Genomic DNA, 25,353 nt, shown 5'->3' with positions numbered 1-25,353 from the left:
TTACTTCGTGATGGTGCTGACAACCCCTGCACCGACGGTGCGGCCGCCTTCGCGGATGGCGAAGCGGAGGCCGGTGTCCATCGCGATCGGGGCGATGAGCTTCACGCCGAGCTTCACATTGTCGCCGGGCATGACCATCTCGGTGCCTTCGGGCAGAACCACTTCACCGGTGACGTCGGTGGTGCGGAAGTAGAACTGCGGACGATAGTTGGCGAAGAACGGCGTGTGACGGCCGCCTTCGTCCTTCGACAGCACGTACACTTCGGCTTCGAAGTCGGTGTGCGGGGTGATGGTGCCGGGCTTGGCCAGAACCTGACCGCGCTCCACCTCGTCGCGGCCCACGCCACGGATCAGCGCGCCGATATTGTCGCCCGCGCGGCCCTCGTCGAGCAGCTTGCGGAACATTTCGACGCCGGTGACGGTGGTCTTCTTGGTGTCCTTGATGCCGACGATCTCGACTTCCTCGCCGACCTTGACGATGCCGGTTTCGACGCGGCCGGTGACCACGGTGCCGCGGCCGGAGATCGAGAACACGTCTTCGATCGGCATCAGGAACGGACGGTCAACCGGACGTTCCGGCTGCGGGATGTAGCTGTCGACAGCGTCCATCAGTTCCTTGATCTTGTTCTTGCCGATCTCGTCGTCACGGCCTTCGAGGGCGGCCAGAGCCGAACCCGCGATGACGGGGATGTCGTCGCCGGGGAAGTCGTAGCTGGAGAGCAGCTCGCGGATTTCCAGCTCGACCAGCTCCAGGATTTCCGGATCGTCGACCTGGTCGACCTTGTTCATGAACACGACCAGCGCGGGCACGCCGACCTGACGGGCGAGCAGGATGTGCTCGCGGGTCTGCGGCATCGGACCGTCGGCGGCGTTCACGACGAGGATCGCGCCGTCCATCTGCGCGGCGCCGGTGATCATGTTCTTCACATAGTCGGCGTGGCCGGGGCAGTCGACGTGCGCATAGTGGCGCGCATCGGTTTCATATTCGACGTGAGCGGTCGAGATGGTGATGCCGCGCTCGCGCTCTTCGGGCGCCTTGTCGATGTTCGCATAGTCGGTGAACTCGGCGCCGCCGGTTTCCGCCAGAACCTTGGTGATCGCCGCGGTCAGCGTGGTCTTGCCGTGGTCGACGTGACCGATGGTGCCGATGTTGCAGTGCGGCTTGGTCCGCTCAAATTTAGCCTTAGCCATTTCCTACCTCTTCTTGTCCAAATCTGCTTCGACAGCCATGAGGCGCCTCGCGAGTTGGCCCCCATAGCATCAAATTGTGATAATGCCAGCCTGTTTTGCAGCTTTTGAGGGGCAATTATCGCCCCTCAAAGGCGGCTCGATCAGGCCATCTTCGCCTTCACTTCGTCGGCGACATTCTGCGGCACTTCATCATAGTGCGAGAAGATCATCGAGTAGTTCGCGCGCCCCTGGGTGAAGGAACGCAGCTGGTTCACATAGCCGAACATGTTGGCCAGCGGCACCATCGCCTCGACGACCTGCGCGTTGCCGCGGCTGTCCGTGCCCTGAATCTGGCCACGGCGGCTGTTCATGTCGCCGATGACGTCGCCCAGATATTCCTCCGGGGTCACGACCTCGACCTTCATGATCGGTTCGAGCAGCTTGATGCCCGACTTCGCCGCCGCTTCGCGCATCGCGCCACGGGCGCAGATTTCGAACGCCAGCGCCGACGAGTCGACGTCGTGATAGGCGCCGTCCGTCAGGTGAACCTCGAAATCGATGATCGGGAAGCCGATGAGGTGGCCGGTTTCGGCCGTCTCACGGAAACCCTTTTCCACCGACGGGATATATTCGCGCGGAATGTTGCCGCCCTTGATCTCGTCGAAGAACTGGAAGCCCGAACCCCGCTCGCCGGGGATGACGGTGACCTTGACGCGGCCGAACTGGCCCGAACCACCCGACTGCTTCTTGTGGGTGTAGTCGATGTCGACCTTCTTCGCGAGATATTCGCGATAGGCCACCTGCGGCGCGCCGACATTGGCCTCGACCTTGAATTCGCGCTTCATGCGGTCGACCAGAATGTCGAGGTGAAGCTCGCCCATGCCCTTGATGATGGTCTGGCCCGATTCGTGGTCGGTCGAGACGCGGAAGGACGGATCCTCGGCGGCCAGGCGGTTGAGCGCGATGCCCATCTTTTCCTGGTCGGCCTTGGTCTTGGGTTCGACCGACAGCTCGATGACCGGCTCGGGGAATTCCATCCGCTCCAGAATGATCGGCTGGCGCTCGGCGCACAGCGTATCGCCGGTGGTGGTTTCCTTGAGGCCCGCCAGCGCGACGATGTCGCCCGCATAGGCTTCGTCGATGTCCTCGCGGCTGTTCGCATGCATCAGCAGCATGCGGCCGACCTTTTCCTTCTTGCCCTTGACCGAGTTCAGGTAGCTGCCCTTGGTCAGCGTGCCCGAATAGATGCGCGCGAAGGTGAGCGAGCCGACGAACGGGTCGTTCATGATCTTGAACGCCAGCATCGAAAGCGGCGCGTCGTCGGCGGTCTTGCGGCTGTCCGGCTCTTCGGTGTCGGGGTTGATGCCCTGCACGTCGGGGATGTCCAGCGGCGAGGGCAGGAAGTCGACGACCGCGTCGAGCAGCGTCTGCACGCCCTTGTTCTTGAACGAGGAACCGCACAGCACGGGCACGAACGACTGATTGAGCGTGCCCTTGCGGATCAGCTTCTTCAGCGTGTCGACGTCCGGCTCATTGCCTTCGAGATAGGCTTCCATCGCGGCGTCGTCCTGCTCGACCGCCAGCTCGACCAGCTTCTCGCGATATTCGGCGGCCTTGTCGGCAAGGTCGGCCGGAATGCCGCCATAGGTGAACTCGGCGCCCAGGCTCTCGTCCTTCCAGATGATCGAGCGCTGGTTGATCAGGTCGACCAGACCGACGAAATCGCTCTCCGCGCCGATGGGCAGATAGAGCACCGCCGGGGTCGCGCCGAGACGGTCGATGATCGTCTGCACGCAATAATAGAAATTGGCGCCGGTGCGATCGAGCTTGTTGATGTAGCACATGCGCGGAACCTGGTACTTGTCCGCCTGACGCCACACGGTTTCCGACTGCGGCTCCACGCCCGCAACGCCGTCGAACGCGGCGACCGCGCCGTCGAGCACGCGCAGCGAACGCTCCACCTCGATGGTGAAGTCGACGTGGCCGGGCGTGTCGATGATGTTCAGCCGGTGGTCGTTCCAGAAGCAGGTGGTCGCGGCCGACGTGATGGTGATGCCGCGCTCCTGCTCCTGCTCCATCCAGTCCATGGTGGCGGCGCCTTCGTGCACTTCGCCGATCTTGTAGGACTTGCCGGTGTAATAAAGGATGCGCTCGGTCGTCGTGGTCTTGCCGGCGTCGATGTGCGCCATGATGCCGAAATTGCGGTAGCGTTCGAGCGGATGGCTGCGGGCCATGATCTTAACTCCGTTGCCGGACGGCGGCGGGGCCGCGCGGCGGGTTGGGTCTTGGGGAGAGGCAGGCGGCCGGAGCATCGCTGCCCCGGCCGCCGCCATCTTCATTACCAGCGATAGTGCGAGAAGGCGCGGTTCGCTTCCGCCATGCGGTGCGTGTCCTCGCGCTTCTTGACGGCATTGCCGCGGTTGTTGGCGGCATCCATCAACTCGCCCGAAAGACGCGCGGCCATGGTGGTTTCGCTGCGGCTGCGCGCGGCGGAGATCAGCCAGCGGATGGCCAGCGCCTGCGCGCGCTCCGGGCGCACCTCGACCGGGACCTGATAGGTCGCGCCGCCGACACGGCGGCTGCGGACCTCGATGCCCGGCTTCACATTGTTGAGGGCGTCGTGGAACATCTGGATCGGATCCTTCTTCGCCTTGGCCTCGACCTGGTCGAGGGCGCCATAGACGATCTGTTCCGCAACGGCCTTCTTGCCGTCCAGCATGACGCTGTTCATGAACTTGGAAAGCACCACATCCTTGAACTTCGGATCGGGCAGGATGACGCGCTTTTCGGGGCGACGACGACGTGACATATCTTGATCTCCCCTTTCTTACTTCGGACGCTTCGCGCCGTACTTCGAACGGCTCTGCTTGCGGTCCTTGACGCCCTGCGTATCCAGAACGCCGCGCAGCACGTGGTAGCGCACGCCGGGAAGGTCGCGCACACGGCCGCCGCGGATCAGCACGACGCTGTGCTCCTGGAGGTTGTGGCCTTCACCCGGAATATAGCTGATGACTTCGCGCTGGTTGGTCAGGCGGACCTTCGCAACCTTGCGGAGAGCCGAGTTCGGCTTCTTCGGGGTAGTGGTATAGACGCGGGTGCAAACGCCGCGCTTCTGCGGGTTCTGCTCCATCGCAGGGACCTTGCTCTTGGCCTTCTGCGGTTCACGGCCCTTACGGACCAACTGGTTGATTGTCGGCATGAAGCCCTTCACCTTTTCACTAGTTACTTTACCGGACCATCGCTTCCGTTCTTGCCGTTTTTTTTACAACAGCAACGGCCCCGGCGGTCGAACGACCCCCCGGACCGGAAGAAACAGCCGGCAATGTTCAAGCTCAAAATTCGCCCGCAATCGGCATTTCGGCTTCGACGGCGCCATGGAACAGGGCACCTGCGAGTCCCAACTACTGGCCGCAAGGCAGGGCGCGCTATAGCGATGCGCCCTCCCCCGGTCAAGCATGCTCCGCGCGGAAGATCGACGCGTCGAGTCGCGGGGCCGTCGTGCAGGAATGGCAAGGCCTCATATGTAAATTTTCCCTTCCCGGTTAACGGCTCACCGTCCGATTCTTTCGATTCAACCGTCCTTGCCCGCTGAGGATTCGATTCCGCCCCGCCGCTCTGTTACGCGCCTGCCCTGCTTCGGGGGGAGCTGCAACAATCATGGGTCGCCAAAGACAGATGGATAGCGTGAAAGCGATTCCCGCGCGCTGGAAAGCGCGGGCCGCAAGCATTTTTGCGGAAAAGGAAATAGTGTTCCGCAGCCAGGGCCGCGTCCGGTTCGTCCGCATCGGCTCGGCGCTCCAGATCGGCACGGCCACGGCGGTGTGCGCGATCGCGCTCGGCTGGGCCGCCGTCGCAGGCAACATGATGTGGCAGCATTTCTCGCTCGCACAGGATCAGGCCGCCATCGATGCCCAGGCCCGCAGCGTCGCCGCCGAAGCGCGCAAGGTCGATGCGTACAAGCAATCGGTCAACGACATCGCCGCCGATCTCGACCGGCGGCAGGACCTGCTCGACGACATGATCCGCAGCCAGTTCGGCACCGACGGCGCCGACCCCGGCCTCGTCGGCGCCCCCGACGCCGAAACGCAGGCCGACACCCCCTCCGATACCTCCGCCGCCGCGCAGAAGAAGCAGCTTAGCGCCCTGTCCGGCATGGATCGCCTGCGCGCGATGGAGGAACGCCAGACCCGCTTCGCCCACCGCCTCGCCGCGCTCGTCGACCAGCGCGCGCGCAAGGCGGAGGCCGCGATCCGCAGCTTCGGCCTGAAGCCGGAGCAACTTGCCGGACGAACGGCGCAAGGCGGCCCCTATATTCCCTGGACGGCCAAGGGCGTCGCCGACGACGACGCGCTGACGAAGCTGGCCGGGTCGCTCTCCCGCCTCAACATGCTGGAACGCAGCCTCGTCTCCATCCCCTCCGGCCGCCCGACGGCCAGCCCGATGCTGAGCAGTTCCTACGGCTATCGCAGCGATCCGTTCAACGGCCATGCGGCCTTCCACGCGGGCCTCGACTTTCCGGGCCGCTACGGCCAGCCGATCCTCGCCGCCGCCACGGGGCGCGTGTCCTATGTCGGCCAGCGGCAGGGCTATGGCAATGTGGTGGAGATCGACCATGGCCATGGCATCATGACCCGCTACGCCCATCTTTCCGGTTTTTCCGCCCGCACGGGACAGGATGTGACGCGCGGCGTGCAGATCGGCCGCATGGGATCGACCGGCCGCTCCACGGGCACCCATCTGCACTTCGAGGTGCGCGTCAACGGCGCCCCGATCAACCCCCGCCGCTTTCTTGAGGTGAAGGACGATGTTCTCCAGGTCCAGCAGATCGCGAAGCAGCGCTTCGCCCGCGTCAACGGCAGGAACGACGATGAAGCGGACCGGAGCTAAGGGCGCCCCCTTCTCGATCATCGGCGCGGACGTGGTGATCGACGGCAATATCCGCGCCAGCGCCGACCTCCATATCGACGGCCGGGTCGAAGGCGACATCGTCTGCGCCGGTCTGGTGCAGGGCCCGGAAAGCGTGATCGTCGGCCGCATCGAGGCGGCGTCGGTCCGCCTCGCGGGCAAGGTCGAGGGCGGCATAGAAGCGGGCGAGCTGATCGTGGAAGCCAGCGCGCGGCTGTGCGGCGACATCAGCTATGACAGCATCTCGATCGCGCCGGGCGCGCATGTCGACGGCCGCTTCGCCTGCCGCACCGGCCAGAGCGGCGGGCCGGAGCTCAAGCTGATCGGCACGGAAACCGAAACCGCCGCCTGACACTTCCCCCTTCAGACCGGCGGATGCTCGACCGGATCGGGTCCGAAGCGGTTGGGACCGCGCGTGCCGCCGATGATCATCAGCACCAGCAGCCAGATCTGCCCGATCAGCGGGAGGAACGCCAGCAGCAGCCACCAGGCCGGGCGGTCGCTGTCGTGCAGCCGCCGCACCGCCACCGCGATCGAGGGGATGAAGGTGACGAGCGCGAACAGCCCGAACAGCGGGCCGCCCTCATGCCGCGCGCCCGCGCGCAGGTTCCAGCCGTTGCGATAGAGCCATTCGCTGCTCTGGCCGAAGCCGAACAGCCCCTCGACGATGCTGATGACGATGGCGGCGAGGAACAGGAACAGCACGTAGGACCAATATTCGCGCGGCCGCGACCGCCCGGAAAATTCGAAATAGCGCCTGAACGGCAGGAGCATCCACTGTTTCACGCGCGCTCTCCCCTGCAAGACGGCGGACGAGGGCCTGTTCCGGGGCCGGGCCGTGCGCGCAGGAAAGCATGAAGCCGCCGCCAAGGCAAGGGACATGGCATCGCCCGCGGCAGCGCCGGAAATCCGCCATATCCCTTTCCCACCCATCATCCCGACGCAGGCCCGGCCTTCGGCCAGGAAGCGCGCCTCTTCCTTCCCCCGAAAGAAGGACGGACTTGCCATTTTATTTTCAGAACATAATACTGTCTAACAGAACAGATTCTTGCGACGAAGGCCAAGGCCCGATCGCATGCCATGAAGGGACCTATTGATGACGGAAGACCTCAGGACCGGCGGCGATCGCGGCTATCTGCGCATCGCGACCGAGGAAGCCTTCGCCACGCGGGAGCAGATCGACGTCTATCTTCGCATGATCCGCGACGGCAGCGCGGACCGGGGAATGATGTCGCTCTGGGGCTTTTACGGCACCAGCCCGTCGGAGCGGGCGGTAGAGATACTCGATCGGCTGCTCGACCTCGGCGAGCGGCGGCTGGCGGACATGGACGCGGCGGGCATCGACAAGGCGGTGCTGGCGCTGACCTCCCCCGGCGTGCAGCCCTTTCTCGACACCGCCGAGGCGAAGCGCATCGCGCAGCGCGCCAACGATCTGCTGGCCGAACGCTGCGCCGCCCATCCCGACCGCTTCTACGGCATGACGGCGGTGGCGCCGCAGGATCCCGACTGGTCCGCGCGGGAAATCCGGCGCGGCGCGGAAGAACTGGGCTTTCGCGGCGTGCAGATATGCAGCCACACGCAGGGGCGCTATCTCGACGAGCCCTTTTTCGACCCGATCTTCCGCGCGCTCGCCGATACCGGCCAGCCGCTCTACCTCCACCCGGCGACGCCGCCCGACAGCATGATCGGCCCGATGGTGGAGGCCGGGCTGGACGGCGCGGTGTTCGGCTTCGGCGTCGAAACCGGCCTGCATCTGCTGCGCCTCATCACCAGCGGCATTTTCGACCGCTATCCCGATCTCCAGATCATGGTCGGCCATATGGGCGAGGCGCTGCCCTACTGGCTCTATCGCCTCGATTTCATGCATCAGGCGGCGGTGCGCTCGCAGCGCTACGACCGGATAAAGCCGCTCCGCAAGAGCATCGCCGATTATATGCGCAGCAATGTCCTCGTCACCAACAGCGGCGTGGCGTGGGAACCGGCGGTCAAGTTCGCCCAGCAGGTCATCGGCGAGGACCGCGTGATGTACGCGATGGATTATCCCTATCAATATGAGGCGCGCGAAGTGCGGGCGATGGACGCGATGGACATGACGCCGAAGCTCAAGAAGCAATTCTTCCAGACCAACGCCGAGCGCTGGTTCCGGCTGTAGCGCGGGGGCGACCTGCCGCTAGTTTTGTCCGCCTCCGCCAGCGTCCTGCTCCACGCGCATGCGGGCGACGAGTTGCGCGATCTCATCCGGGTCCAATATCCATGTGCGCGTCCTGCGCCCTTCGCGATGGACGGGCCGGGTCAGCAGCACGCGCGCATTGTCCCGCGCGTGCGGCTTGTACAGCGCGAAATGCATCGCGCAGTCGCGGATCGTGCCGATGATGGGCGCGCGCCCTTCAAGGTCGATCATCGTCGCGGGCTGATCCCACGGTATGGCGTTGACGGACATGCTGTTTTCCTTCTTCGGGCGGCGGCCTACCACTCAATCCCGATCTTGCCGAAATGCCCGCCGCCCTGCTCGAACCGGAATGCGTCGGCCAGCCGGTCGAGCGGGAAGCGGCGGTCCACCGCCGGGCGCAGCCCTCCGGCCTCGATCGCGCGGACGAAATCCTGCTGGTCGCTGCGGCTGCCGACGATCAGCCCCTGCAACCGCGCCTGCTTCGCCATCAGCACGGCGGTCGGCACCTCGCCGCCCCGGCCGGTCAGCACGCCGATCAGCGAGATATGGCCGCCGATGCGCACCGCGTCGATCGACTGCGGCAGCGTGCCGGGGCCGCCGACCTCGACCACATGATCGACGCCCGCGCCGCCGGTCCAGTCCTTCACCGCGCGGCCCCAATCCTGCCGCTCGCGATAGTTGACGAGGAAATCGGCGCCCATGTCCCGCGCCCGCTCCAGCTTCTCGCCGGAGGAGGAGGTGATCGCGACCGTGGCGCCCATCAGCTTGGCGATCTGCAATGCCCAGATCGAAACGCCGCCGGTGCCGAGCAGAAGCACCACGTCCCCGGCCTTGAGCTTGCCGTCGACCACCAGCGCGCGCCAGGCGGTCAGCCCGGCAGTGGTGATCGTCGCGGCCTCGACCGCGTCCAGCCCCTTGGGCGCGCGGGTGAAGGCCGTCGCAGGCAGCACCGCATGCTCCAGCGCGAAGCCGTCGATACCGTCGCCGGGCACGCGGCGGAAATCGCCGACGCGGGCCGGGCCGTCCTGCCAATCCGGGAAGAAGCAGGACACCACATGGTCGCCAGGGGCGAACTCCGTCACGCCGGGGCCGACGCTTTCCACCACGCCCGCCCCGTCGGCGAGCGGGATGCGCCCGTCCTCGGCCGGTATGCGCCCCAGCACCACCGACAAATCGTGAAAGTTGAGCGAACTGCCGTGCAGCGCGACGCGGATCTCGCCCGCGCCCGGCTCGCCGGGGTCGGCGCGCTCTTCCGGCGCCAGCCGATCCAGACCGCCGGGAGACCGCAATGCCATTACCTTCATCCTTCGCTCCTTCCAGACGCGCGGCGTTGCACCGAAGGGCAAGGGATAGCCCCGGACCGGCGCCGTTTCAATTCGCGCCTTCCCGAAAGGCGGCGATGGGAGGCGATACGACCGGCCCGGTTCAGGCGTGCTTGCTGCCGTCCCCGTTGCGCAGCTTCACCCCCATCAGCGCCAGCGCGGCGACCAGCGAACCCGCGCCCAGCGCCGCCGCGACGACGGGCAGGGCGAAGCCCGCCTGGAACAGCACGCCCGCCAATATCGGCGAAAGCGCCGCGCCCCCGCGCCCGACGCCGATCGCGAAGCCGGTTCCCGTGCCGCGCGCATGGGTCGGGAAGGCATGGGCGAAGATGGTGTAGAGGCCCACCACGCCGCTGTTGGTGAACAGCCCGGCGGCAAAGGCGAGCAGCGACAGCCCTTGCAGCGTCGTGACCCCGACCGCGCCGAACAACGTCACCATGCCGAAGGACGCCAGCAGCACCAGCATCGTCATCCCCCGCAGCGGGAAGCGCTGCGATAGGAGGCCGAAGATGCCGCCGCCCAGCGCGCCGCCGATATTCGCCCACACCAGCACGCCCGCCGCATCGGCCGGGACATAACCCATGTCGACGACGATCTTGGGCGCCCATTTCAGGATGAAATAGAAGGTGACGATGTGCATGAAATAGGCGGTCGTCACCAGCAGCGTGGTGGCGAGGAGGCCGGGCTTCAATATGTCCGCGATCGAGGATTTCTCCTCGTCCCGCGTCACCGGCGGCAGCTCCGCGACGGGCTGGTGCCCCATCCGCCGCATCAGCCGGTTGACGCGGTCGAGCGTGCCGCCGTCGCGCCGCACCAGCAGGAAATGGACTGGTTCGGGCACGAGGAACAGCACCAGCGGCAGAAAGCAGATCGTCACCGCCGCGCCGAAGACGAACACCGCGCGCCAGTCATAATGGGCGAGCAGCACCGCCGAGATCATCCCGCCGATCACCGCGCCGATGGGATAGCCGATCGTCATGATCGCCAGCGCCAGGTTGCGCCGTTTGCGGTTGGCGAACTCCGCCGTGATCGCCGCCGTCGCGGCCAGCATGCCGCCGATGCCGAGGCCGGTCAGCACCCGCCAGCAGGAAAGCTGGAATATCCCGCTCGCCCACGGCACCATCGCCATGCCGAACGCCATGACGACAAGGCAGGTCAGGATCGTCTTGCGGCGGCCGATCCGGTCGGCGATGCCGCCGAACAGCACCGATCCCACCGCCATGCCGATCAGCTCCATCGACAGCACGACGCCCAGCGCCGCGCGGTCGATATTCCATTCCTTCGCGATGCCGGGGGCGGCGAAGCTGATCGACAGCACGTCGAAGCCATCGAGCGCGTTCAGCCCGACGGCGATGGCGATCGCCACCAGTTGAAGCCGCGACAGCGGCGCGTCGTCGATGATCCGGCGCGGGTCCGATCCACGGGACATGCTCTTCCTCCCCCATTGCCATGGGCGCGCAGGCTCCTGCCCCTTGCGAGGGAGGCGCCGCGCGCATTCTCCGGTTGTTACGGTTATGCATCATATCAATTCAGCCGCCAACTGCAATCGCTCGCCGACGAAAGGACGATTATATCCTTTGCGGACAAGCGGGTGCACCACTCTCTCACACCCGTTCGCCCTGAGCCCTTCGACAAGCTCAGCCCGAATGGTGGGGAGGGAATGTCCGGCTTTCCTTTTCGCCGCAACGCCCTTGCCCTTGGCCGCCGGTTGGGACAGGTTGCGCGGGTCCCCGGCCCATCCAATCCTATCGAGAGGCTATCATGACCATTACCGCCCGCGCCGCCATCTGCCGTGGCCAGGACCACCCGTTCGCCATAGAGGATGTGCGGCTCGACAGCCTGCGCGCCGACGAGGTGCTGGTGCGCATCGTCGCCTGCGGCATCTGCCACACCGACCTCGCCGTGCGCGACCGGCAATTGCCGGTGCCCCTGCCCATCGTGCTGGGCCATGAAGGCGCGGGGATCGTCGAGCAGGTCGGCAGCGGCGTCACCAGCATCAAGCCCGGCGACCGCGTGATCATGAGTTTCAACAGCTGCGGCCATTGCCCCAGTTGCGAGATCGACGCGCCGACCTATTGCTATGAATTCTTCCCCAACAACTGGTCGGGCGTGCGCCCGGACGGCAGCCCGACCCTGTTCCAGGGCGATGCGCCGATGAACGGCAATTTCTTCGGCCAATCCTCCTTCGCCACCCATGCGATCGCCCATGAGCGCAACGCGGTGGTGGTGCCGGAGGACGCCGCCGACCTGCCGCTCGAACGGCTGGCGCCGCTGGGGTGCGGGCTGATGACCGGCGCGGGCGCGGTGCTGCGGGCGATGAAGGTGCGCGCCGGCCTGCCGATCGCCATCGTCGGCGCGGGTACCGTTGGCATCGCCGCCGTCATGGCCGCGAAGATCGCCGGGGCCGATCCGATCATCGCCGTCGACGTGCACGACAGCCGCCTCGAACTGGCGAAGGAACTGGGCGCCACCCACGTCTTCAACGCGAAGGACGACGCGATGGGCAGGATCAGGGACCTGTGCCCGAAGGGGCTGGGCTATGCGTTCGACACCACCGGCATCAACAAGGTGATCGAGGATCTGTTCGCGCTGCTTGCGCCCAAGGGCGTGCTGGGCATGGTCGGCGCCTCCGCCCCCACCGACATGCTCGCCTTCAATGAGGCCGAGTTCATGGGCAGCGGGCGCACGGTGATGGGCATATTGGGCGGCGACAGCGACCTTGACGGCTTCATCCCGGAGATGATCCGCTATCATCAGCAGGGCCGCTTCCCGTTCGACCGGCTGATCCGCTATTTCGATTTCGACGCGATCAACGAGGCGATCGAGGCCAGCGAGCGCGGCGAGGTGGTGAAGCCGGTGCTGCGTATGGCGGCCGCCTGACAGGCATGAAAAAGACCGCGCCGGAGAGGGCCTATCCCCTCCGGCGCGGCCTTTCCCCGATATCAGCGCATGCTGAGCATGGCGGGCTTCGCGCCGGTGGCGGCGCCGGCCGCGTCCGAGACGTCGAAGCTCACGGCAACGCCGTTGGACACGCCGGACACCTTGCCGTCGCGCACGCGCAGCGAAAAGGCCGCGCCGCCGGGATAGCGATGGCCGGAAATCACCTGCGCCTCGCCGACCTGCTGCATCTTGTACACATAGGTATAGCCGCCATGCTTGAAGGAACCCGAATCCGGGGTTTCGGCAATGGCGGGGGCAGCGAGGGACGCGACGACCGAAGCGGCTGCAATGGAAAGGACAGAAAGCATTCGCATAGGAAATCTCCTCATTTGAATGCCAGACAAACACCCTTGTTCTTGTTTTTTCGCCTTTACCCTGTTGCAGCGCAGCATTCGGAGCAATCGCAAAAGTTGCAGATGCACATGCGAATCTTGCATCCTGTATCCATGGGATACAAAATGGCCTATCCCCCGGCCGGGCGCGGACGATAGCTCAGCGCCTCGGCGATATGGCCGCGGCCGATGCGCTCCGCCCCTTCCAGATCGGCGATGGTCCGCGCCACCCGCAGCACCCGGCTGTAGGATCGCGCGGATAGCCGCATCGCCGCCGCCGCGTCGGCCAGCAGGCGCCGCCCGGCCTCGTCGGGCGTGGCGACCTCTTCCAGCACCGCGCCGTCGGCCTCCGCATTGGTGCGTATGCCGCTGCCGCCATAGCGGGCGGACTGGATATCCCGCGCCGCCGCGACCCGGCGCGCCACCTCGACCGATCCTTCGGCGGGCGGCGGCAGCATCAGGTCGGCGGCGCTGACCGGCTGGACCTCGACATGCATGTCGATCCGGTCGAGCAGCGGGCCGGACAACTTCGCCTGATAATCCGCGCCGCAACGGGGCGCGCGGGAACAGGCGAGCGCGACGTCGCCCAGATGGCCGCAGCGGCAAGGGTTCATCGCCGCGATCAGTTGCACGCAAGCCGTAATATATGTAGACTGAAAAATATTCTGCCCAAAATCCGCAGAAATCTGCGATTTCAAAGGGCGTTCCAAAGCGTGCGCCCAAGGGACAGCGCCATTTGAACGAACCCCCAAAGCACCAACGCCGCAACGACGATAACCTCAGTCCAAAACAGTAAGCGCCTCATCGTGTTATCCGCAGATACGTCGCTGGTCGTTGAATTTCGGCCAAATGACGGTGGTGCCGCTTTGAACCATGGCGCAGTTTATCTCGACGTTTGCCTCGTTGCGACAGATGGCCGTCACGCGGTTGTAACTGGTTCCAGTCTGTTCGCATCGAAGCGTTTGACCACTTGTCAACTCAGTCAGTTTTGCCGTGGCGGATGCGCCTGATGCTGAGGGGCAAGGATGACCCGGACTACAGGTTTCGTCCTTCTCTCGAGCAGCAACAGCGTGAAGGCGAACTCTCGTCCCATCGGAACAGCGGAGCGTGTCTCCATCCGTGATGCTACTCACCTGACATTGAAAGCCACTGCTGGATACCAATGGCTCCGCCATGCTGGTCGATCCAGTGGGCCAGAAAAATACGGCACAGAACACCGCCACGAACAGCACCACAATGATGGCATATGGTCTGAAATCTGTTTTGCGCTTCCCTGGACGCAAGGGAATGACGTTGGGCTGTCGTTGTTTATGGTATCTCATTTCCGCGAACCTAGTCTGCAATCCGTGATACATAAATACGGCATGAGATTTTACGAATTTGCCACAACCAAGCCCAAGAAGCCCCGCAAACCTATGACGCCTGAACAATCGCTTGAGACGGCCAAAAAGCGCGAGGTCGATATGGCGAAAAAGGCCCTGCGATCCGTGAAAGACCAGCACAAGCGCCGTAGGGAGATGGAGCGCGCCCGCAGAGACAGCTACATTGGGCAGCTACAGAAGCGACAGCAGCCGAACTAATCGCCAATCGGCCTTCGATCTGGAAGGCAGACTCCCATTCTACCCACATATATCCACCGAGCGCGATGTCGACGCCGATCAGGCACGGTAATTTACTATGTAGATAATCCCAGATCACGGCGTGGCCCACTATTAGTGGGTGGGCAAACGAAAACGCCCCCACGGCGAACCGTGAGGGCGTCTTACCAACCATCACCGTAAGGCATAGCGCCCTCCGTGGGTAAATATGTGCTGCCACACTGACGCGGTGACAGGTTGCAGGGCTTTTAGCCGTCTAACGACATCGTGACGGCATCCTCGAACATTTCCCTGTCTAGCCAGTTGAGCTTATGGCCCCGCCAAAGAACGTCGATAGGCTTGTTAGGCTGGTTGACCTTGGCGCAGAATTCATGCCGCTTGGCATGGAACCACTCAATGGCATTTTCTGCCCAGCCGCCCTTGGACAGGTTGGTGAGGGAATAGACCCCCACCTCGCCGCCAATCATAAAGCCGACCACCAGACATTGCCTGCCTTTCGATTTGAGATGATCCAGCTGGCCGACAACCCGCTGGTCAAGCTCGTCACCCTGAAAAGGGACGGAAATCGAGTTGCCGCGCATTAGGCCGTCACCTCATTTGCTTTACGCTTGACCAAGGCAATCTTAGGCTTGGATTTAGCGACTGGTCCCGCCTCCGAGCTGTCAGGAAGCACCAATTCCATGAACGCAACGTCCTGCTTCTTTTTCTGCGCGTCCCTCACGCGGCCGCTGTTCTTCTTGGCCTCCTTCTCAGCGTCGATGATGTAGGCCGCGTAATCAGGATCAGCCAAAAGCTTCTTCTTCAATGCTGCCAACTTGGGTTCTTGAACAACCAACTTCGTGACGGCTTTGCGATCCGCTTCCGTGGTGGCCGAGACTGCATCAGCGGCCTTAGAGAGATCGTCGTCGCGCTTCTTGATGACCTTGCCGCGAGCGATTGCCAGCTTCTTGAACTCGCCTTCTTCCAGCTTCGTCGCACCAAAGATAATCATCTGCTTGTTTTCGACCTTGAAGAAGCAGGAGCCGTATCCAATCGTCGGATCAAGTTCGGCGGGGAGCGGGATACCCATCACGTCAGGTTCCGAGCGGCTGGTGCCCAACTGAAGCTGATCGCTGGTGTCAGGCTTGCTACCGTCACGGGCATTCGCCTCACGATCCGCAACCTCAAGCCCCTGTAGCTTGCGAACAGTGATCCCCTCCTTGTTCGTGTATTCAAAGGTCGGGATGAAGCCCGCGACTTCCTCAGGCTTCTTTTCCAATTCCTCAAGGTGGCGAAGGACGTTGGCATACTTTTCCGAAGAACGATCATGCTGCCAAACATGAAAGATGGTTTTAGAAATCGTCTTTTCTTCCCACGAGCCGTAGAGTAGCTTGGTAACGAACAACCACCTGTTGGTGTAATTGTTGTTGCCGTACTTCGTGGCCTGATCGACCATGTTGTGCGACTTCATCAGGTTGATGAACATCATGGCATTCTTGTGTTCCATGAGGATCAGGCCGATGCGATACGCTTCTGCAATCTGGCTGTAGAGAACCGCCTGACCAGCGACCTCAAACTTCCCCATTTTCTGCTGGTCGTCAGCAAGGCGAACCTCGCGGAAATCAGTGACCAGCTTCTTCAGTTCGTCAAAATTAATAGTAACCATAACAATCAAAGTCCTTATTTTCCAACGCGGCACCGTGCGGCGTGGTGAGGAGTTGATACGTCACGGTTGTCCTGATAGGTGAATGACAAGATCATTTTGGATAAAAAAGCCAACCTCTGATGTCGGAAAAGCACCTGTCAATCCTCAGTGAGGACGCAAAATGGTATCAGCTTTGGGGTTGGTATCTCAGGGCAAGTCCTAGCTATGAGCGTGCGCGCTTTTACCGAACTGGGGTGTCGATTGGCGGCGACGACCTACCCGCCGATTTTGACGATGTGCTGAAGGTATATGACGCCTTTGGGGACGTGAGGTTCATGTCCATCACACGTTGGTGGCGATCCGTGGCAATCCTGTTGATTGCCACTGAGAGTTGACCCGGGAAGGGGCGATATTTTCACTGAGAACTGACCCATGTTGAACTCACCCCTGGCTTTGACGAGCGAGGGGTCATGGAGTGTTGGACATGGCGTTATTGAGCGTTATCCGGCGCTGGCATTTCCGCGATCATCTTTCGATCCGCGAGATTGCGCGGCGTACCGGGCTATCACGTAATACGATCCGTAAATATCTACGTTCGGACACGGTCGAGCCGCGGTTCAAGGTGCCCGATCGCCCAAGCAAACTGGACCCGTTCGCGGAGCGGCTGTCAGCCTGGCTGAGACGGGAGATGGGTCGGACCCGCAAGCATAAGCGGACGATGAAGCAGTTGCATGCTGATCTGGTCAGCCTGGGCTATGATGGCTCCTACAATCGGGTGGCGGCCTTTGCCCGGGACTGGCGCGATGATTATCGTCGTGAGCAACAGATGAGCGGGCGCGGGACATTCGTGCCGCTGTCCTTCGCACCGGGGGAAGCATTTCAGTTCGATTGGAGCGAGGACTGGGCGATCATCGGCGGCGTGCGCACCAAGCTGCAGGTCGCCCACTTCAAGCTCAGCTACAGTCGGGCCTTCCTCGTACGGGCCTATCTTCTCCAGACCCACGAGATGCTGTTCGACGCCCATAATCATGCGTTCCGCGTGCTGGGCGGCGTGCCGCGCCGCGGGATCTATGACAATATGCGCACCGCCATTGACAAGGTCGGGCGCGGCAAGGAGCGCAACGTCAACAACCGCTTCCTCACCATGGTTAGCCATTATCTGTTCGAGGCCGAGTTCTGTAACCCGGCAGCAGGCTGGGAAAAGGGCCAGGTCGAGAAGAATGTCCAGGATGCCCGGCATCGGCTATGGCAACCCACGCCGCAGGCGGAAAGCCTGGATGCCCTGAACCTGTGGCTGGAGGAGCGCTGCAAGGCGCTGTGGCAGGATATCCCGCACGGGATCGAAGCGGGTTCGGTCGCCGATGCCTGGGCCGATGAAGTGGAAAGCCTGATGCCGGTGGGCAGACCGTTCGATGGCTTTGTCGAATATGGCAAACGGGTCTCGCCAACCTGCCTGATCCACCTGGAACGCAACCGTTACAGCGTTCCGGCGTCCTTCGCCAATCGGCCCGTCAGCCTTCGGGTCTATCCCGATCGCTTCCTGGTCGTCGCCGAAGGGCAGGTCATATGCGAGCATCAGCGCATCATCGACCGATCCCATGATGGGCCGGGGCACACCGTCTATGACTGGCGCCATTATCTGGCGGTGGTGCAGCGAAAGCCCGGCGCCCTGCGCAACGGCGCGCCTTTTCTTGAGCTGCCAGAGCCCTTCCAACGGCTCCAGCGGCATCTGCTGCGCAATCCCGGCGGCGACAGGGAGATGGTCGAAATCCTGGCCCTCGTTCTCCATCATGATGAAGAGGCCGTGCTGGCGGCGGTCGCCATGGCGCTGGACGCGGGCGTGCCCACCAAAACCCATATCCTCAACCTGTTACACAGGCTGCTCGACGGAAAACCGCTCTCGACGCCCCCGGTGACGGCGCCACAGGCGTTGAGGCTGGTCAGTGAGCCGATGGCCAATGTCGAACGCTACGATGCCCTGCGCCGGGAGAACCGTCATGCGTCATGATCCCGCCACCGGCGCCCTCGTCGTGATGCTGCGCGGCCTGAAAATGCCCGGCATGGCTCAGGCCGTGACCGACCTCATGCAGCAGGGATCGCCCGCCTTCGAGGCGGCGGTGCCAATCCTCTCCCAGCTGCTGAAAGCCGAGACGGCCGAACGAGAGGTCCGATCCGTGGTCTATCAGCTCAAGGTCGCGCGGTTCCCGGCCTATCGCGACCTCGCCGGCTTCGACTTTGCCAGCAGTGAGGTGAATGAAGCGCTAGTGCGCCAGTTGCACCGCTGCGATTTTATCGATGTCGCCGACAATGTGGTGCTGGTCGGCGGCCCGGGCACCGGGAAGACCCATGTCGCCACGGCGCTGGGCGTTCAGGCGATCGAGCATCACCGCAAGCGGGTCCGCTTCTTCTCCACGGTCGAACTGGTCAACGCCCTTGAACAAGAAAAAGCCCAGGGCAAGGCCGGGCAGATCGCCAACCGGCTCGTCCACTCGGACCTCGTCGTCCTGGACGAACTGGGCTACTTGCCGTTCAGCGCCTCCGGCGGCGCGCTGCTCTTCCACCTGCTGAGCAAACTATACGAGCGCACCAGCGTCATCATCACCACCAACCTGAGCTTCAGCGAGTGGGCCACCGTCTTCGGCGACGCCAAGATGACCACCGCGCTCCTCGATCGGCTCACCCATCACTGCCACATCCTGGAAACCGGTAACGACAGCTTCCGGTTCAAAAACAGCTCCGCCCACCAGGCCAAACCCAGAAAGGAAAAACCCGCACCTTGACCCACATATGACATCCGAAACATAACCATCAGGCGGGTCACTTCTCGGTGGAAATCCCGGGTCAACTCTCAGTGGCAATCAACAGCAATCCCTCAATTCGGTGTGTCGGCGGATCGGCCGAGAGTGACGCGCTTGGGGTCTATCAGGCATTATGACGAAGATGATCGTTTCGCGCGCATACGGAGCAGCCTCAGAGATTATTTGAACGAGGAGTGGCTGGATCAAATTCAGCCTACGTCGATTATCGCATCAATTCCCATTGGTTTGCCCAAGGCGCAGATCATGGCGCAGGTATCTGCGATGATCGATGACCTGACTGAACGTGAGGCTGAAAGCGGAGCAGCCACAATGACCGGCGATGCGCCTTACAAGCTGTCGCGGGCAACAAAGCTGCATTATGTCAGTGTGTTGCGATACCTCAAGTGCCTGCATGTGAAGTCGGCAAATCCCAAGATGACCTTGTGGCAGGTTGGGGCGACGGCAGGGCTGAGCGTGCAGCATCGCTCATTGGACCCGTTGGCGGAGCCACGTGCCGAGAATGAAAAGCAGAGGACGGCGCTCAAGGAATTGACCAGCCGCGCCTTGAGCCGTGGCCATATGATCGCGGAAAACGCGGCAAGGGGTATTTTCCCCAGCTATGCCAAGTGCGAACATGCGCTGCCTGTCGATTATCCATTCATCTACCGCAAGCGCTTTGGTCCGATCCAGAAGGCTTGGAAATCGCCGTGATCGGCCACTACTAGTGGGCGCTTGCGGCCTGCAACGGGATAAATACGGGCAGCAATGACCCTTGCCGAGTTATTGCGCTCTTTCGCAGGCAACGATGGGCATCGTGGTGCTGAACGCGGTGCCCATCGTCATGGGTGCCAAAATTACCCGTTTGTCCAATTTCCCCGGCGTCCGGTATAAATAGGAATGCGGCGAGAGCGCAGATAATTCAAACCCCAGCACATCAAGGCCGTGGCAGGCAGTTGGGGATCGGGCCACCGGCAGGACAGGACAATGCGACCTAGTAATCCACTTGCCCAAGATGCGGAGTTGAGCCGCGACGTGAGGTTTACGAGTTCGTTACAATCGAGACGTTGCGATCCGAGATACTGGGTCTAAGCAAGCGAATGAAGATGTCCTGCGTCTAACAAACCAATCCAACATCAAAAGAACGCCAGAAGGACGAAACACGGTCCACTGGCACGTCGCATGGAGCTACTGTAAAGGTTCCATGCGGCCACCGGCCGGAGAGGCGAAAGCCAAAGGGATGACAAACCAGCCCAACTGAGTGGTAATACGGCCCACCACTAAATCGTCGTCGGAAAACCTGACGCGCTCTCTGCCGCCCGATGCGGTTTGTTTGCTTACAGTGCGGTGATACAGGAATGTCGCCAAGATTTATCCCCGGTCGGGAATGCTCTTTGGGTGCCTGCGATAAGGGCGCTTGAAGCTCACACGCAACGCGATAGGCGAGTGCGGAGGAAGGAATGGCGGCTGGGAAACCAGTCCATTCTTTTTGCGGACCCAGGGGCCGGGGAAATCGTGTGGCTCAACGGAATGCCCTTCATCATCCGATCCAGCCAAAAAACCAAACCAATCGACAAATCCGGCAAAAGACGATCATTCCGAGCGCCAGCGATGAATGAGCGGCGATGCCGGTTTGTCAGACACCAAGCGAGCTTGCCGAGCTTTGTGGCTGTCGAACTTCCCACTAGTAGTGAGTCCGTCCTTTACCCGCCCATGAGGCGATAGACGGATTGCCTGTTGATGCCCATCTGCTTTGCGATAGCGGATGGCCCCATTCCCGCGTCCCTGAGTTCGCGCAGCATGGCAATGTCGATGCTGGGCTTGCGGCCCTTGTAGGTTCCGCCTGCTTTTGCCTTGGCGAACCCGTCGCGCTGCCGTTCGCGGCGCAGGTCATTTTCAAATTCCGCGACCGCACCCAATATGGCGAGCGTCAGCTTGCCCGTGCTGGTGCCTGTGTCGATGGACTGATGCAGGCACTGGAACGCAACGTCCTTTTCGTTGAGCAGGTCGAGCAACTGGAACAGGTCGGACAGCGAACGCGCGAAGCGGTCGAGCCTGCTGACCACCACCACATCACCCTCGCGAACGAAGCCCAACATTTCATTCAGGCCGGGGCGGTCCCTGTTGGTGCCCGTCGCCTTGTCCTCGAAGATGCGTTCGCATCCGTGCTTGGCAAGTTCGTCCTGCTGGACGGCCAAACTCTGCCCGGTTGTGCTGACACGCGCATATCCGACAATCATGTTTCCTCGTCACATTTGGGTTTAAGACCCAAAGCGTCTGCTGTCTGATATGTGCGAGGTCGATCCGAAAGTGACAGGAAACGGCCGGTTTTAGGCCGTCATACGACGGTAAACCCAAATGTGACGGCCTCACTACTCGTGGGGAATGATCGCCGAAGAAATCAGAACCATACCGGCCTTCTTCGATCGACCGTCTTGTCGTCGGCATTATCGCCATGGGCATCAACACCGGCCAAGGAGATGCCACCATGTCGATCCTCAAGACCCTGAAACTCGCCGCCGCTGCCCGTAGCAATCTCGCTGCGTCCGAATTTGCCTTCCGCGCCAAGGTGCTGAACTGGCTGGCCGAACAGAAGGCGATGGCCGATGCGGAAATCGCTGGAACGCCGTTCAATGCTATGCGGACGGTGACGCGCACCAATGAGGCGGGCGAGAAGGTCCGTGTCGAAGCGCCCCGCAAGGTTCGCAAGGGCTGGTTCACCGACGCCACCGGCAAGATGTTCTTCCAAATCCGCTATGGGAGTAAGCCGCTGGAATTTGCCAAGGGCATGAACGCGGTCGAGGTCGAAAACCTTGCCGATGTGCCGGTCATCATCGGCTCGATCATCGAGGCAATCAACGCGGGCGAACTCGATCCCCAGCTTAATGCCGCCCGCGATGCCCGTCGCGCTAACTTCCAGCCCAAGGCGAAGAAGGCCACTGCGTGATGCCTCTCGGATAATTCCATCTTTACTATATGTTATTCACCATGGCGTAGCATCTGCACCACTGCAAGCATGGACTCTTGGACGCCCTTCTGATACGGCTTCGTAACCTTTTCGAGCGATTGTTAGGCGGTGTCGGATTGATCTGGCGTGTGAACAAGGGGCGCGAAAGGCTACTGAGTAACAGGGGAATCAGATGAATCGTAAGTTTCTCAAACCGTTAGCTGTATCCGTAGCGGCGCTGCTCGGTTCCGCGCAGGCGCAGGCCGCACTTCCTGAGCTTGTCTCGGATAAGACGGCGGCCAGCATTGCGTCTGCCGAACCGCTTGCCGGTGCCGACCTGACGATTGATCGGGCCAGCGACGCGGCTGTTCATTTTGCAGCCCATTCTTCTCATCGCTCGCACTCGTCGCATAGTTCGCACTCGTCCCATTCGAGCCATCGGTCACATTACTCTAGTTCGTATTAACAACGGCGGTTCGTCCGCCGGTTAGGGGGGGAATGTGAGTCAGGTTGGGGGTGCAATGGTCGCGTTCGCGGCCGGTCTATACTCGCTTGAAGCGATTAAGCGGGCTGCCTACGCCCTCATGGCGCGAGCGACTATTTCCATTGATCCGAGTGATGCCGAAGTGCGCTGCACGATTGAGCCTGCGTCCGGTGAGGACGTGGCGCAGCTTGTACGCGACTTTCAGCGCGAAGTGCTCGACCAAGACTTGCGGCTTGATGTCGAAGCCAAGACCGAGCCTCTGCGCAATATGATCCTTGGGTTGGCCTTCTCGCATCTATCCCAAAATGGCTAAGTTCCTTGCCCTTGCCGAATATGAGAAACCGATGGCGGCTGGTGGCTACCGGCCGTTGCCCTATAGGTTTATGCCGCTTTCCGGTGATCGCTATGTGTTGACCAATCTCGTTGGCGAGTTCGTCATCACGGAACGCCAGTCCCTGCGCGTCTTTGCCGATGGGCAGCTTTCGTATCAGGACGAATTATACAGCGAATTAAAGTCCAAGCATTTCCTGATAGATGGCGACTCCGACGTTGCGCTTGATCTCTTGGCCATCAAAGTTCGCACCAAGCTAAGCCCGCTGGCCAACTTTACCGGCCTGCATATCTTTGTGGTGACGCTTCGCTGCGAACACTCCTGCCCATACTGCCAAGTGTCTCGCGCCAACGATGATCGCCGCGAGTTCGATATGACGCGGGAAACGGCGCTCAGGAGCCTTGATCTCGTGTTTCGTTCGCCATCGCCTGCCATCAAGATTGAGTTTCAGGGCGGTGAGTCGTTGCTGAACCTTGATCTGGTTGAGTTTATCATTGAGGAAGCCAAACGGCGGAATGAACACGAACAGCGTGATCTGGCATTCGTGTTGGCAACCAACCTTGCCGTCTTAGATGACCGGGTGCTGGCGCTGGCGGCCCGCCATCAAGTTCTGATTTCTACGTCACTTGATGGCCCCGCCGATCTGCACAATAAAAACCGGCCGCGTCCAGGTGGTGACTCTCATGCCCGTGCCATCGCAGGCATTCATCGCGCGCGGATGGCGTTGGGCCGTGACCAAGTGGGCGCGTTGATGACGACCACGGCGGCCAGTCTGTCGCGTGTGCGCGATATAATCGACGAATACATTACGCAGGATTTTGATGGCATCTTCTTGCGGCCGCTCAGCCCGTATGGATTTGCGGTCAAGACGAAATCCTATGCCGCATACAACGAAACCAAATGGCTCGATTTCTATTTCGAGGGTCTGGACTACATCATCGATCTGAACCTTGGCGGCTTCCCGTTCGTCGAGCACTACGCGGCGATGATCTTGCAGAAGATGCTTACCCCCTTTCAGCCGGGCTACGTTGATCTCATGAGTCCGGCCGGTATTGGCATCGGAGCGGTGGTCTATAATTACGATGGCGACGTGTATGCGTCCGATGAAGCCCGAATGCTGGCGGAAATGGGCGATACCCGTTTTCGTATTGGGAACGTCCACGCGAACACCTATGAGGAGATTTTTCTCGGGGACGCTTTGCTCGATCCCTTGGAACAGTCATTTGCGGCTAGTGTCCCGATGTGTTCGTGGTGCGCTTTCGAGCCGTGGTGCGGCTCTGATCCGGTTTTCCACCATGCCACACAAGGCGATTTCGTAGGGAAAAAGCCGCTGTCTGCTTTCTGCGGACGCAACATGATGATCTTCAAAGGGCTGCTGCAACGCCTCAATGATCGCCCGCAGGTGCGCGAAGTATTTGAACGGTGGGCGAACATCAGATGATTACGCTCGGTTCCAGAAAAATTGATTTTGCGGCGGGGCAAGAAATCGACCCGCGCGCGATCGTTCGCGTCTCGACCGATTACCACCGCCCGCTGCCGCTGCGCGCTCGTGAGGCATTCCTTGTTCGGGGCGACGATGCCCCCGCTGGGTTTGCTTCGTATCTCGTGCTCCCCAATGGCCGGTGCCCCGATAATGTGGCCGCGCAGCGGCGCGTCCATCTCCCGCCAGAGTTTGAATATCTGGACGATGGCGATGTGGTGCGATTGGTGCCGGAGCGCGGAGAAATCCGCACACTCTATCGGCGGTCATCGCCCCATAACAGCTTTCTGCTGACGGAACGCTGCAACAACTATTGCCTCATGTGTTCGCAGCCCCCGCGCGATGTGAACGATGGCTGGATCGTGGACGAAATCCTTGCAACGATTCCGCTAATCGACCCTGACACAGGAGAGATTGGCTTTACGGGTGGCGAGCCGACCCTTCTGGGCGGTCGGTTCTTCGAACTGGTGCAGGCGTGCAAATCATACCTGCCGCGCACCGCTCTCCATATTCTGACCAACGGGCGCACCTTTAGCGATGACGCATTCGCGCGGACACTTGGGTCATTGCAGCATCACGACCTGATGCTCGGCATTCCGATTTATGCCGATCTCCCCCACGTCCATGACTATATCGTGCAGGCGGACGGTGCGTTTGACGAGACTATTCGCGGCATCTTGAACCTGAAACGTCATGGGGTGCGGGTGGAAGTCAGGGTTGTCCTGCACAAACAAACGGTGACACGCCTGCCTGCGCTGGCCGCATTTCTCGCGCGCAATCTCCTGTTTGTGGATCACGTCGCCCTGATGGGCTTGGAGATGATGGGGTTCACCCGTGCCAATCTCGACGCCCTATGGATTGACCCCGATGACTACCGGAGTGAGCTAACCGAAGCGATTGGCATTCTCGACCGCGCCCGTATGCGGGTTTCTCTCTACAATGCTCAACTCTGCCTGACAGACCAAAGGATCTGGCGCTTTGCCAAGCGTTCGATCAGCGATTGGAAGCAGGAATATATGCCGGAATGCGAAGGGTGCATCATGAAAGGTGATTGTGGTGGATTTTTTGCGTCGGCGAAGCATCGGTATAGTGATCGTATAAGCCCTATTGCGGCCTAAAAAGCCAGTGCCTTCCAGTATCTGAGACGCTAGGCGCTTTCCCTTCGCGCGGAACATCCAGATAAATATTTCTGGTCACCGAGTTGGTCACATTATAGCTTCAAACGGCTCTCACTACTAGTGGGATTGCGCTGTCT

At 61.7% G+C, this 25,353-nt stretch carries 25 protein-coding genes and 1 pseudogene; 12 read left to right on the top strand and 14 right to left on the bottom strand.

Annotated features, from left to right (window positions below):
- The 4 genes from tuf to rpsL all read right to left on the bottom strand — a co-directional run bounded on the left by tuf (window position 1) and on the right by rpsL (window position 4,369).
- On the bottom strand, window positions 1-1,191 hold the full coding sequence (tuf, locus tag GGR43_RS06355; protein ID WP_188071099.1) for an elongation factor Tu: 1,191 nt from the start codon (window positions 1,189-1,191) through the stop codon (window positions 1-3).
- Between the two features lie 140 nt (window positions 1,192-1,331).
- Window positions 1,332-3,404 (bottom strand): elongation factor G, encoded by a 2,073-nt coding sequence (gene fusA, locus GGR43_RS06350; RefSeq protein ID WP_188071098.1) that lies wholly within the window; start codon window positions 3,402-3,404, stop codon window positions 1,332-1,334.
- A 104-nt stretch (window positions 3,405-3,508) separates the two neighbouring features.
- Complete coding sequence (gene rpsG, locus GGR43_RS06345) at window positions 3,509-3,979, bottom strand: 30S ribosomal protein S7 (protein ID WP_188071097.1); 471 nt, start codon at window positions 3,977-3,979, stop codon at window positions 3,509-3,511.
- A gap of 18 nt (window positions 3,980-3,997) precedes the next feature.
- Window positions 3,998-4,369 carry a 30S ribosomal protein S12 gene (rpsL, locus tag GGR43_RS06340; protein WP_019831557.1) on the bottom strand — a complete coding sequence of 124 codons (372 nt, stop codon included), beginning with the start codon at window positions 4,367-4,369 and terminating at the stop codon, window positions 3,998-4,000.
- 548 nt (window positions 4,370-4,917) lie between these two features.
- Here rpsL and GGR43_RS06335 point away from each other — a divergent pair.
- Both GGR43_RS06335 and GGR43_RS06330 read left to right on the top strand, forming a co-directional pair.
- Window positions 4,918-6,057, top strand: coding sequence for a M23 family metallopeptidase (locus tag GGR43_RS06335; RefSeq protein ID WP_284277277.1), 1,140 nt, complete (start codon window positions 4,918-4,920; stop codon window positions 6,055-6,057).
- Complete coding sequence (locus tag GGR43_RS06330; protein WP_188071095.1) at window positions 6,038-6,427, top strand: bactofilin family protein; 390 nt, start codon at window positions 6,038-6,040, stop codon at window positions 6,425-6,427. The genes GGR43_RS06335 and GGR43_RS06330 overlap by 20 nt, the downstream gene beginning before the upstream one ends.
- A gap of 11 nt (window positions 6,428-6,438) precedes the next feature.
- Here the strand turns inward: GGR43_RS06330 and GGR43_RS06325 are convergent, their stop codons facing one another.
- Window positions 6,439-6,861: a DUF805 domain-containing protein gene (locus GGR43_RS06325; RefSeq protein ID WP_284277279.1), complete on the bottom strand. Its 423-nt coding sequence runs from the start codon at window positions 6,859-6,861 to the stop codon at window positions 6,439-6,441.
- Between the two features lie 310 nt (window positions 6,862-7,171).
- Between GGR43_RS06325 and GGR43_RS06320 the strand changes: the two genes are divergently transcribed.
- Complete coding sequence (locus GGR43_RS06320) at window positions 7,172-8,227, top strand: amidohydrolase family protein (protein WP_188071094.1); 1,056 nt, start codon at window positions 7,172-7,174, stop codon at window positions 8,225-8,227.
- Window positions 8,228-8,245: 18 nt separating this feature from the next.
- Here GGR43_RS06320 and GGR43_RS06315 read toward each other — a convergent pair whose 3' ends face one another.
- The 3 genes from GGR43_RS06315 to GGR43_RS06305 form a co-directional block, all read right to left on the bottom strand.
- On the bottom strand, window positions 8,246-8,515 hold the full coding sequence (locus tag GGR43_RS06315; protein ID WP_188071093.1) for a hypothetical protein: 270 nt from the start codon (window positions 8,513-8,515) through the stop codon (window positions 8,246-8,248).
- 26 nt (window positions 8,516-8,541) lie between these two features.
- Window positions 8,542-9,549, bottom strand: a complete 1,008-nt coding sequence (locus tag GGR43_RS06310) for a zinc-dependent alcohol dehydrogenase family protein (protein WP_188071092.1) — start codon at window positions 9,547-9,549, stop codon at window positions 8,542-8,544.
- Window positions 9,550-9,670: 121 nt separating this feature from the next.
- Window positions 9,671-10,996, bottom strand: a complete 1,326-nt coding sequence (locus GGR43_RS06305) for an MFS transporter (RefSeq protein WP_188071091.1) — start codon at window positions 10,994-10,996, stop codon at window positions 9,671-9,673.
- A gap of 332 nt (window positions 10,997-11,328) precedes the next feature.
- Here GGR43_RS06305 and GGR43_RS06300 point away from each other — a divergent pair, with 332 nt between their 5' ends.
- Entirely contained in the window at window positions 11,329-12,447 is a 1,119-nt protein-coding gene (locus GGR43_RS06300; RefSeq protein WP_188071090.1) for an NAD(P)-dependent alcohol dehydrogenase, read from the top strand.
- Window positions 12,448-12,509: 62 nt separating this feature from the next.
- Here the strand turns inward: GGR43_RS06300 and GGR43_RS06295 are convergent, their stop codons facing one another.
- Both GGR43_RS06295 and GGR43_RS06290 read right to left on the bottom strand, forming a co-directional pair.
- Window positions 12,510-12,821, bottom strand: coding sequence for a hypothetical protein (locus tag GGR43_RS06295; RefSeq protein ID WP_246343372.1), 312 nt, complete (start codon window positions 12,819-12,821; stop codon window positions 12,510-12,512).
- Between the two features lie 149 nt (window positions 12,822-12,970).
- A pseudogene (locus tag GGR43_RS06290) lies at window positions 12,971-13,477 on the bottom strand (magnesium chelatase subunit ChlI family protein); the annotation flags it as partial.
- Window positions 13,478-13,864: 387 nt separating this feature from the next.
- Between GGR43_RS06290 and GGR43_RS23510 the strand changes: the two are divergent.
- Complete coding sequence (locus GGR43_RS23510) at window positions 13,865-14,419, top strand: hypothetical protein (protein WP_246343370.1); 555 nt, start codon at window positions 13,865-13,867, stop codon at window positions 14,417-14,419.
- A 266-nt stretch (window positions 14,420-14,685) separates the two neighbouring features.
- Here GGR43_RS23510 and GGR43_RS06280 read toward each other — a convergent pair whose 3' ends face one another.
- A complete protein-coding gene (locus tag GGR43_RS06280) occupies window positions 14,686-15,018 on the bottom strand; it encodes a hypothetical protein (RefSeq protein WP_188071089.1) in 333 nt (110 codons plus the stop codon).
- A complete protein-coding gene (locus GGR43_RS06275) occupies window positions 15,018-16,082 on the bottom strand; it encodes a hypothetical protein (protein WP_188071088.1) in 1,065 nt (354 codons plus the stop codon). Before GGR43_RS06275 ends, GGR43_RS06280 begins: the two co-directional genes overlap by 1 nt.
- Before the next feature lie 463 nt (window positions 16,083-16,545).
- Between GGR43_RS06275 and istA the strand changes: the two genes are divergently transcribed.
- From istA to GGR43_RS06260, 3 genes are all read left to right on the top strand, one after another.
- On the top strand, window positions 16,546-18,069 hold the full coding sequence (gene istA, locus GGR43_RS06270; RefSeq protein ID WP_037487495.1) for an IS21 family transposase: 1,524 nt from the start codon (window positions 16,546-16,548) through the stop codon (window positions 18,067-18,069).
- Window positions 18,059-18,841: an IS21-like element helper ATPase IstB gene (istB, locus tag GGR43_RS06265; RefSeq protein WP_037487492.1), complete on the top strand. Its 783-nt coding sequence runs from the start codon at window positions 18,059-18,061 to the stop codon at window positions 18,839-18,841. Before istA ends, istB begins: the two co-directional genes overlap by 11 nt.
- Before the next feature lie 201 nt (window positions 18,842-19,042).
- The gene (locus GGR43_RS06260) at window positions 19,043-19,570 is read left to right on the top strand and encodes a hypothetical protein (protein ID WP_188071087.1); all 528 of its coding nucleotides are present in this window, start codon (window positions 19,043-19,045) and stop codon (window positions 19,568-19,570) included.
- A 989-nt stretch (window positions 19,571-20,559) separates the two neighbouring features.
- Here GGR43_RS06260 and GGR43_RS06255 read toward each other — a convergent pair.
- Window positions 20,560-21,096: a recombinase family protein gene (locus GGR43_RS06255; RefSeq protein WP_188071086.1), complete on the bottom strand. Its 537-nt coding sequence runs from the start codon at window positions 21,094-21,096 to the stop codon at window positions 20,560-20,562.
- Window positions 21,097-21,344: 248 nt separating this feature from the next.
- On the opposite strand from GGR43_RS06255, the gene GGR43_RS06250 reads away from it, so the two are divergent.
- The gene (locus GGR43_RS06250; RefSeq protein ID WP_188071203.1) at window positions 21,345-21,803 is read left to right on the top strand and encodes a DUF6641 family protein; all 459 of its coding nucleotides are present in this window, start codon (window positions 21,345-21,347) and stop codon (window positions 21,801-21,803) included.
- 217 nt (window positions 21,804-22,020) lie between these two features.
- On the opposite strand, the gene GGR43_RS06245 is transcribed toward GGR43_RS06250, so the two are convergent.
- Window positions 22,021-22,176, bottom strand: a complete 156-nt coding sequence (locus GGR43_RS06245; RefSeq protein WP_188071085.1) for a hypothetical protein — start codon at window positions 22,174-22,176, stop codon at window positions 22,021-22,023.
- A 148-nt stretch (window positions 22,177-22,324) separates the two neighbouring features.
- Between GGR43_RS06245 and hxsD the strand changes: the two genes are divergently transcribed.
- Genes hxsD through hxsC form a run of 3 tightly spaced genes read left to right on the top strand, consistent with a single transcriptional unit; the run spans window position 22,325 to window position 25,216 of the window.
- A complete protein-coding gene (hxsD, locus tag GGR43_RS06240) occupies window positions 22,325-22,600 on the top strand; it encodes a His-Xaa-Ser system protein HxsD (protein WP_188071084.1) in 276 nt (91 codons plus the stop codon).
- Window positions 22,593-24,059 carry a His-Xaa-Ser system radical SAM maturase HxsB gene (hxsB, locus tag GGR43_RS06235; protein WP_188071083.1) on the top strand — a complete coding sequence of 489 codons (1,467 nt, stop codon included), beginning with the start codon at window positions 22,593-22,595 and terminating at the stop codon, window positions 24,057-24,059. Before hxsD ends, hxsB begins: the two co-directional genes overlap by 8 nt.
- Window positions 24,041-25,216 carry a His-Xaa-Ser system radical SAM maturase HxsC gene (gene hxsC / locus GGR43_RS06230; RefSeq protein WP_223177308.1) on the top strand — a complete coding sequence of 392 codons (1,176 nt, stop codon included), beginning with the start codon at window positions 24,041-24,043 and terminating at the stop codon, window positions 25,214-25,216. Before hxsB ends, hxsC begins: the two co-directional genes overlap by 19 nt.
- The last annotated feature ends 137 nt before the right edge of the window (window positions 25,217-25,353 follow it).

Origin of the sequence: Sphingobium jiangsuense (assembly GCF_014196495.1) — a bacterium.
Classification (GTDB): Bacteria; Pseudomonadota; Alphaproteobacteria; order Sphingomonadales; family Sphingomonadaceae; genus Sphingobium; species Sphingobium jiangsuense.
The sequence above is the reverse complement of the archived record's forward strand: the minus strand, read 5'-3'. Positions and strand labels throughout refer to the sequence as shown.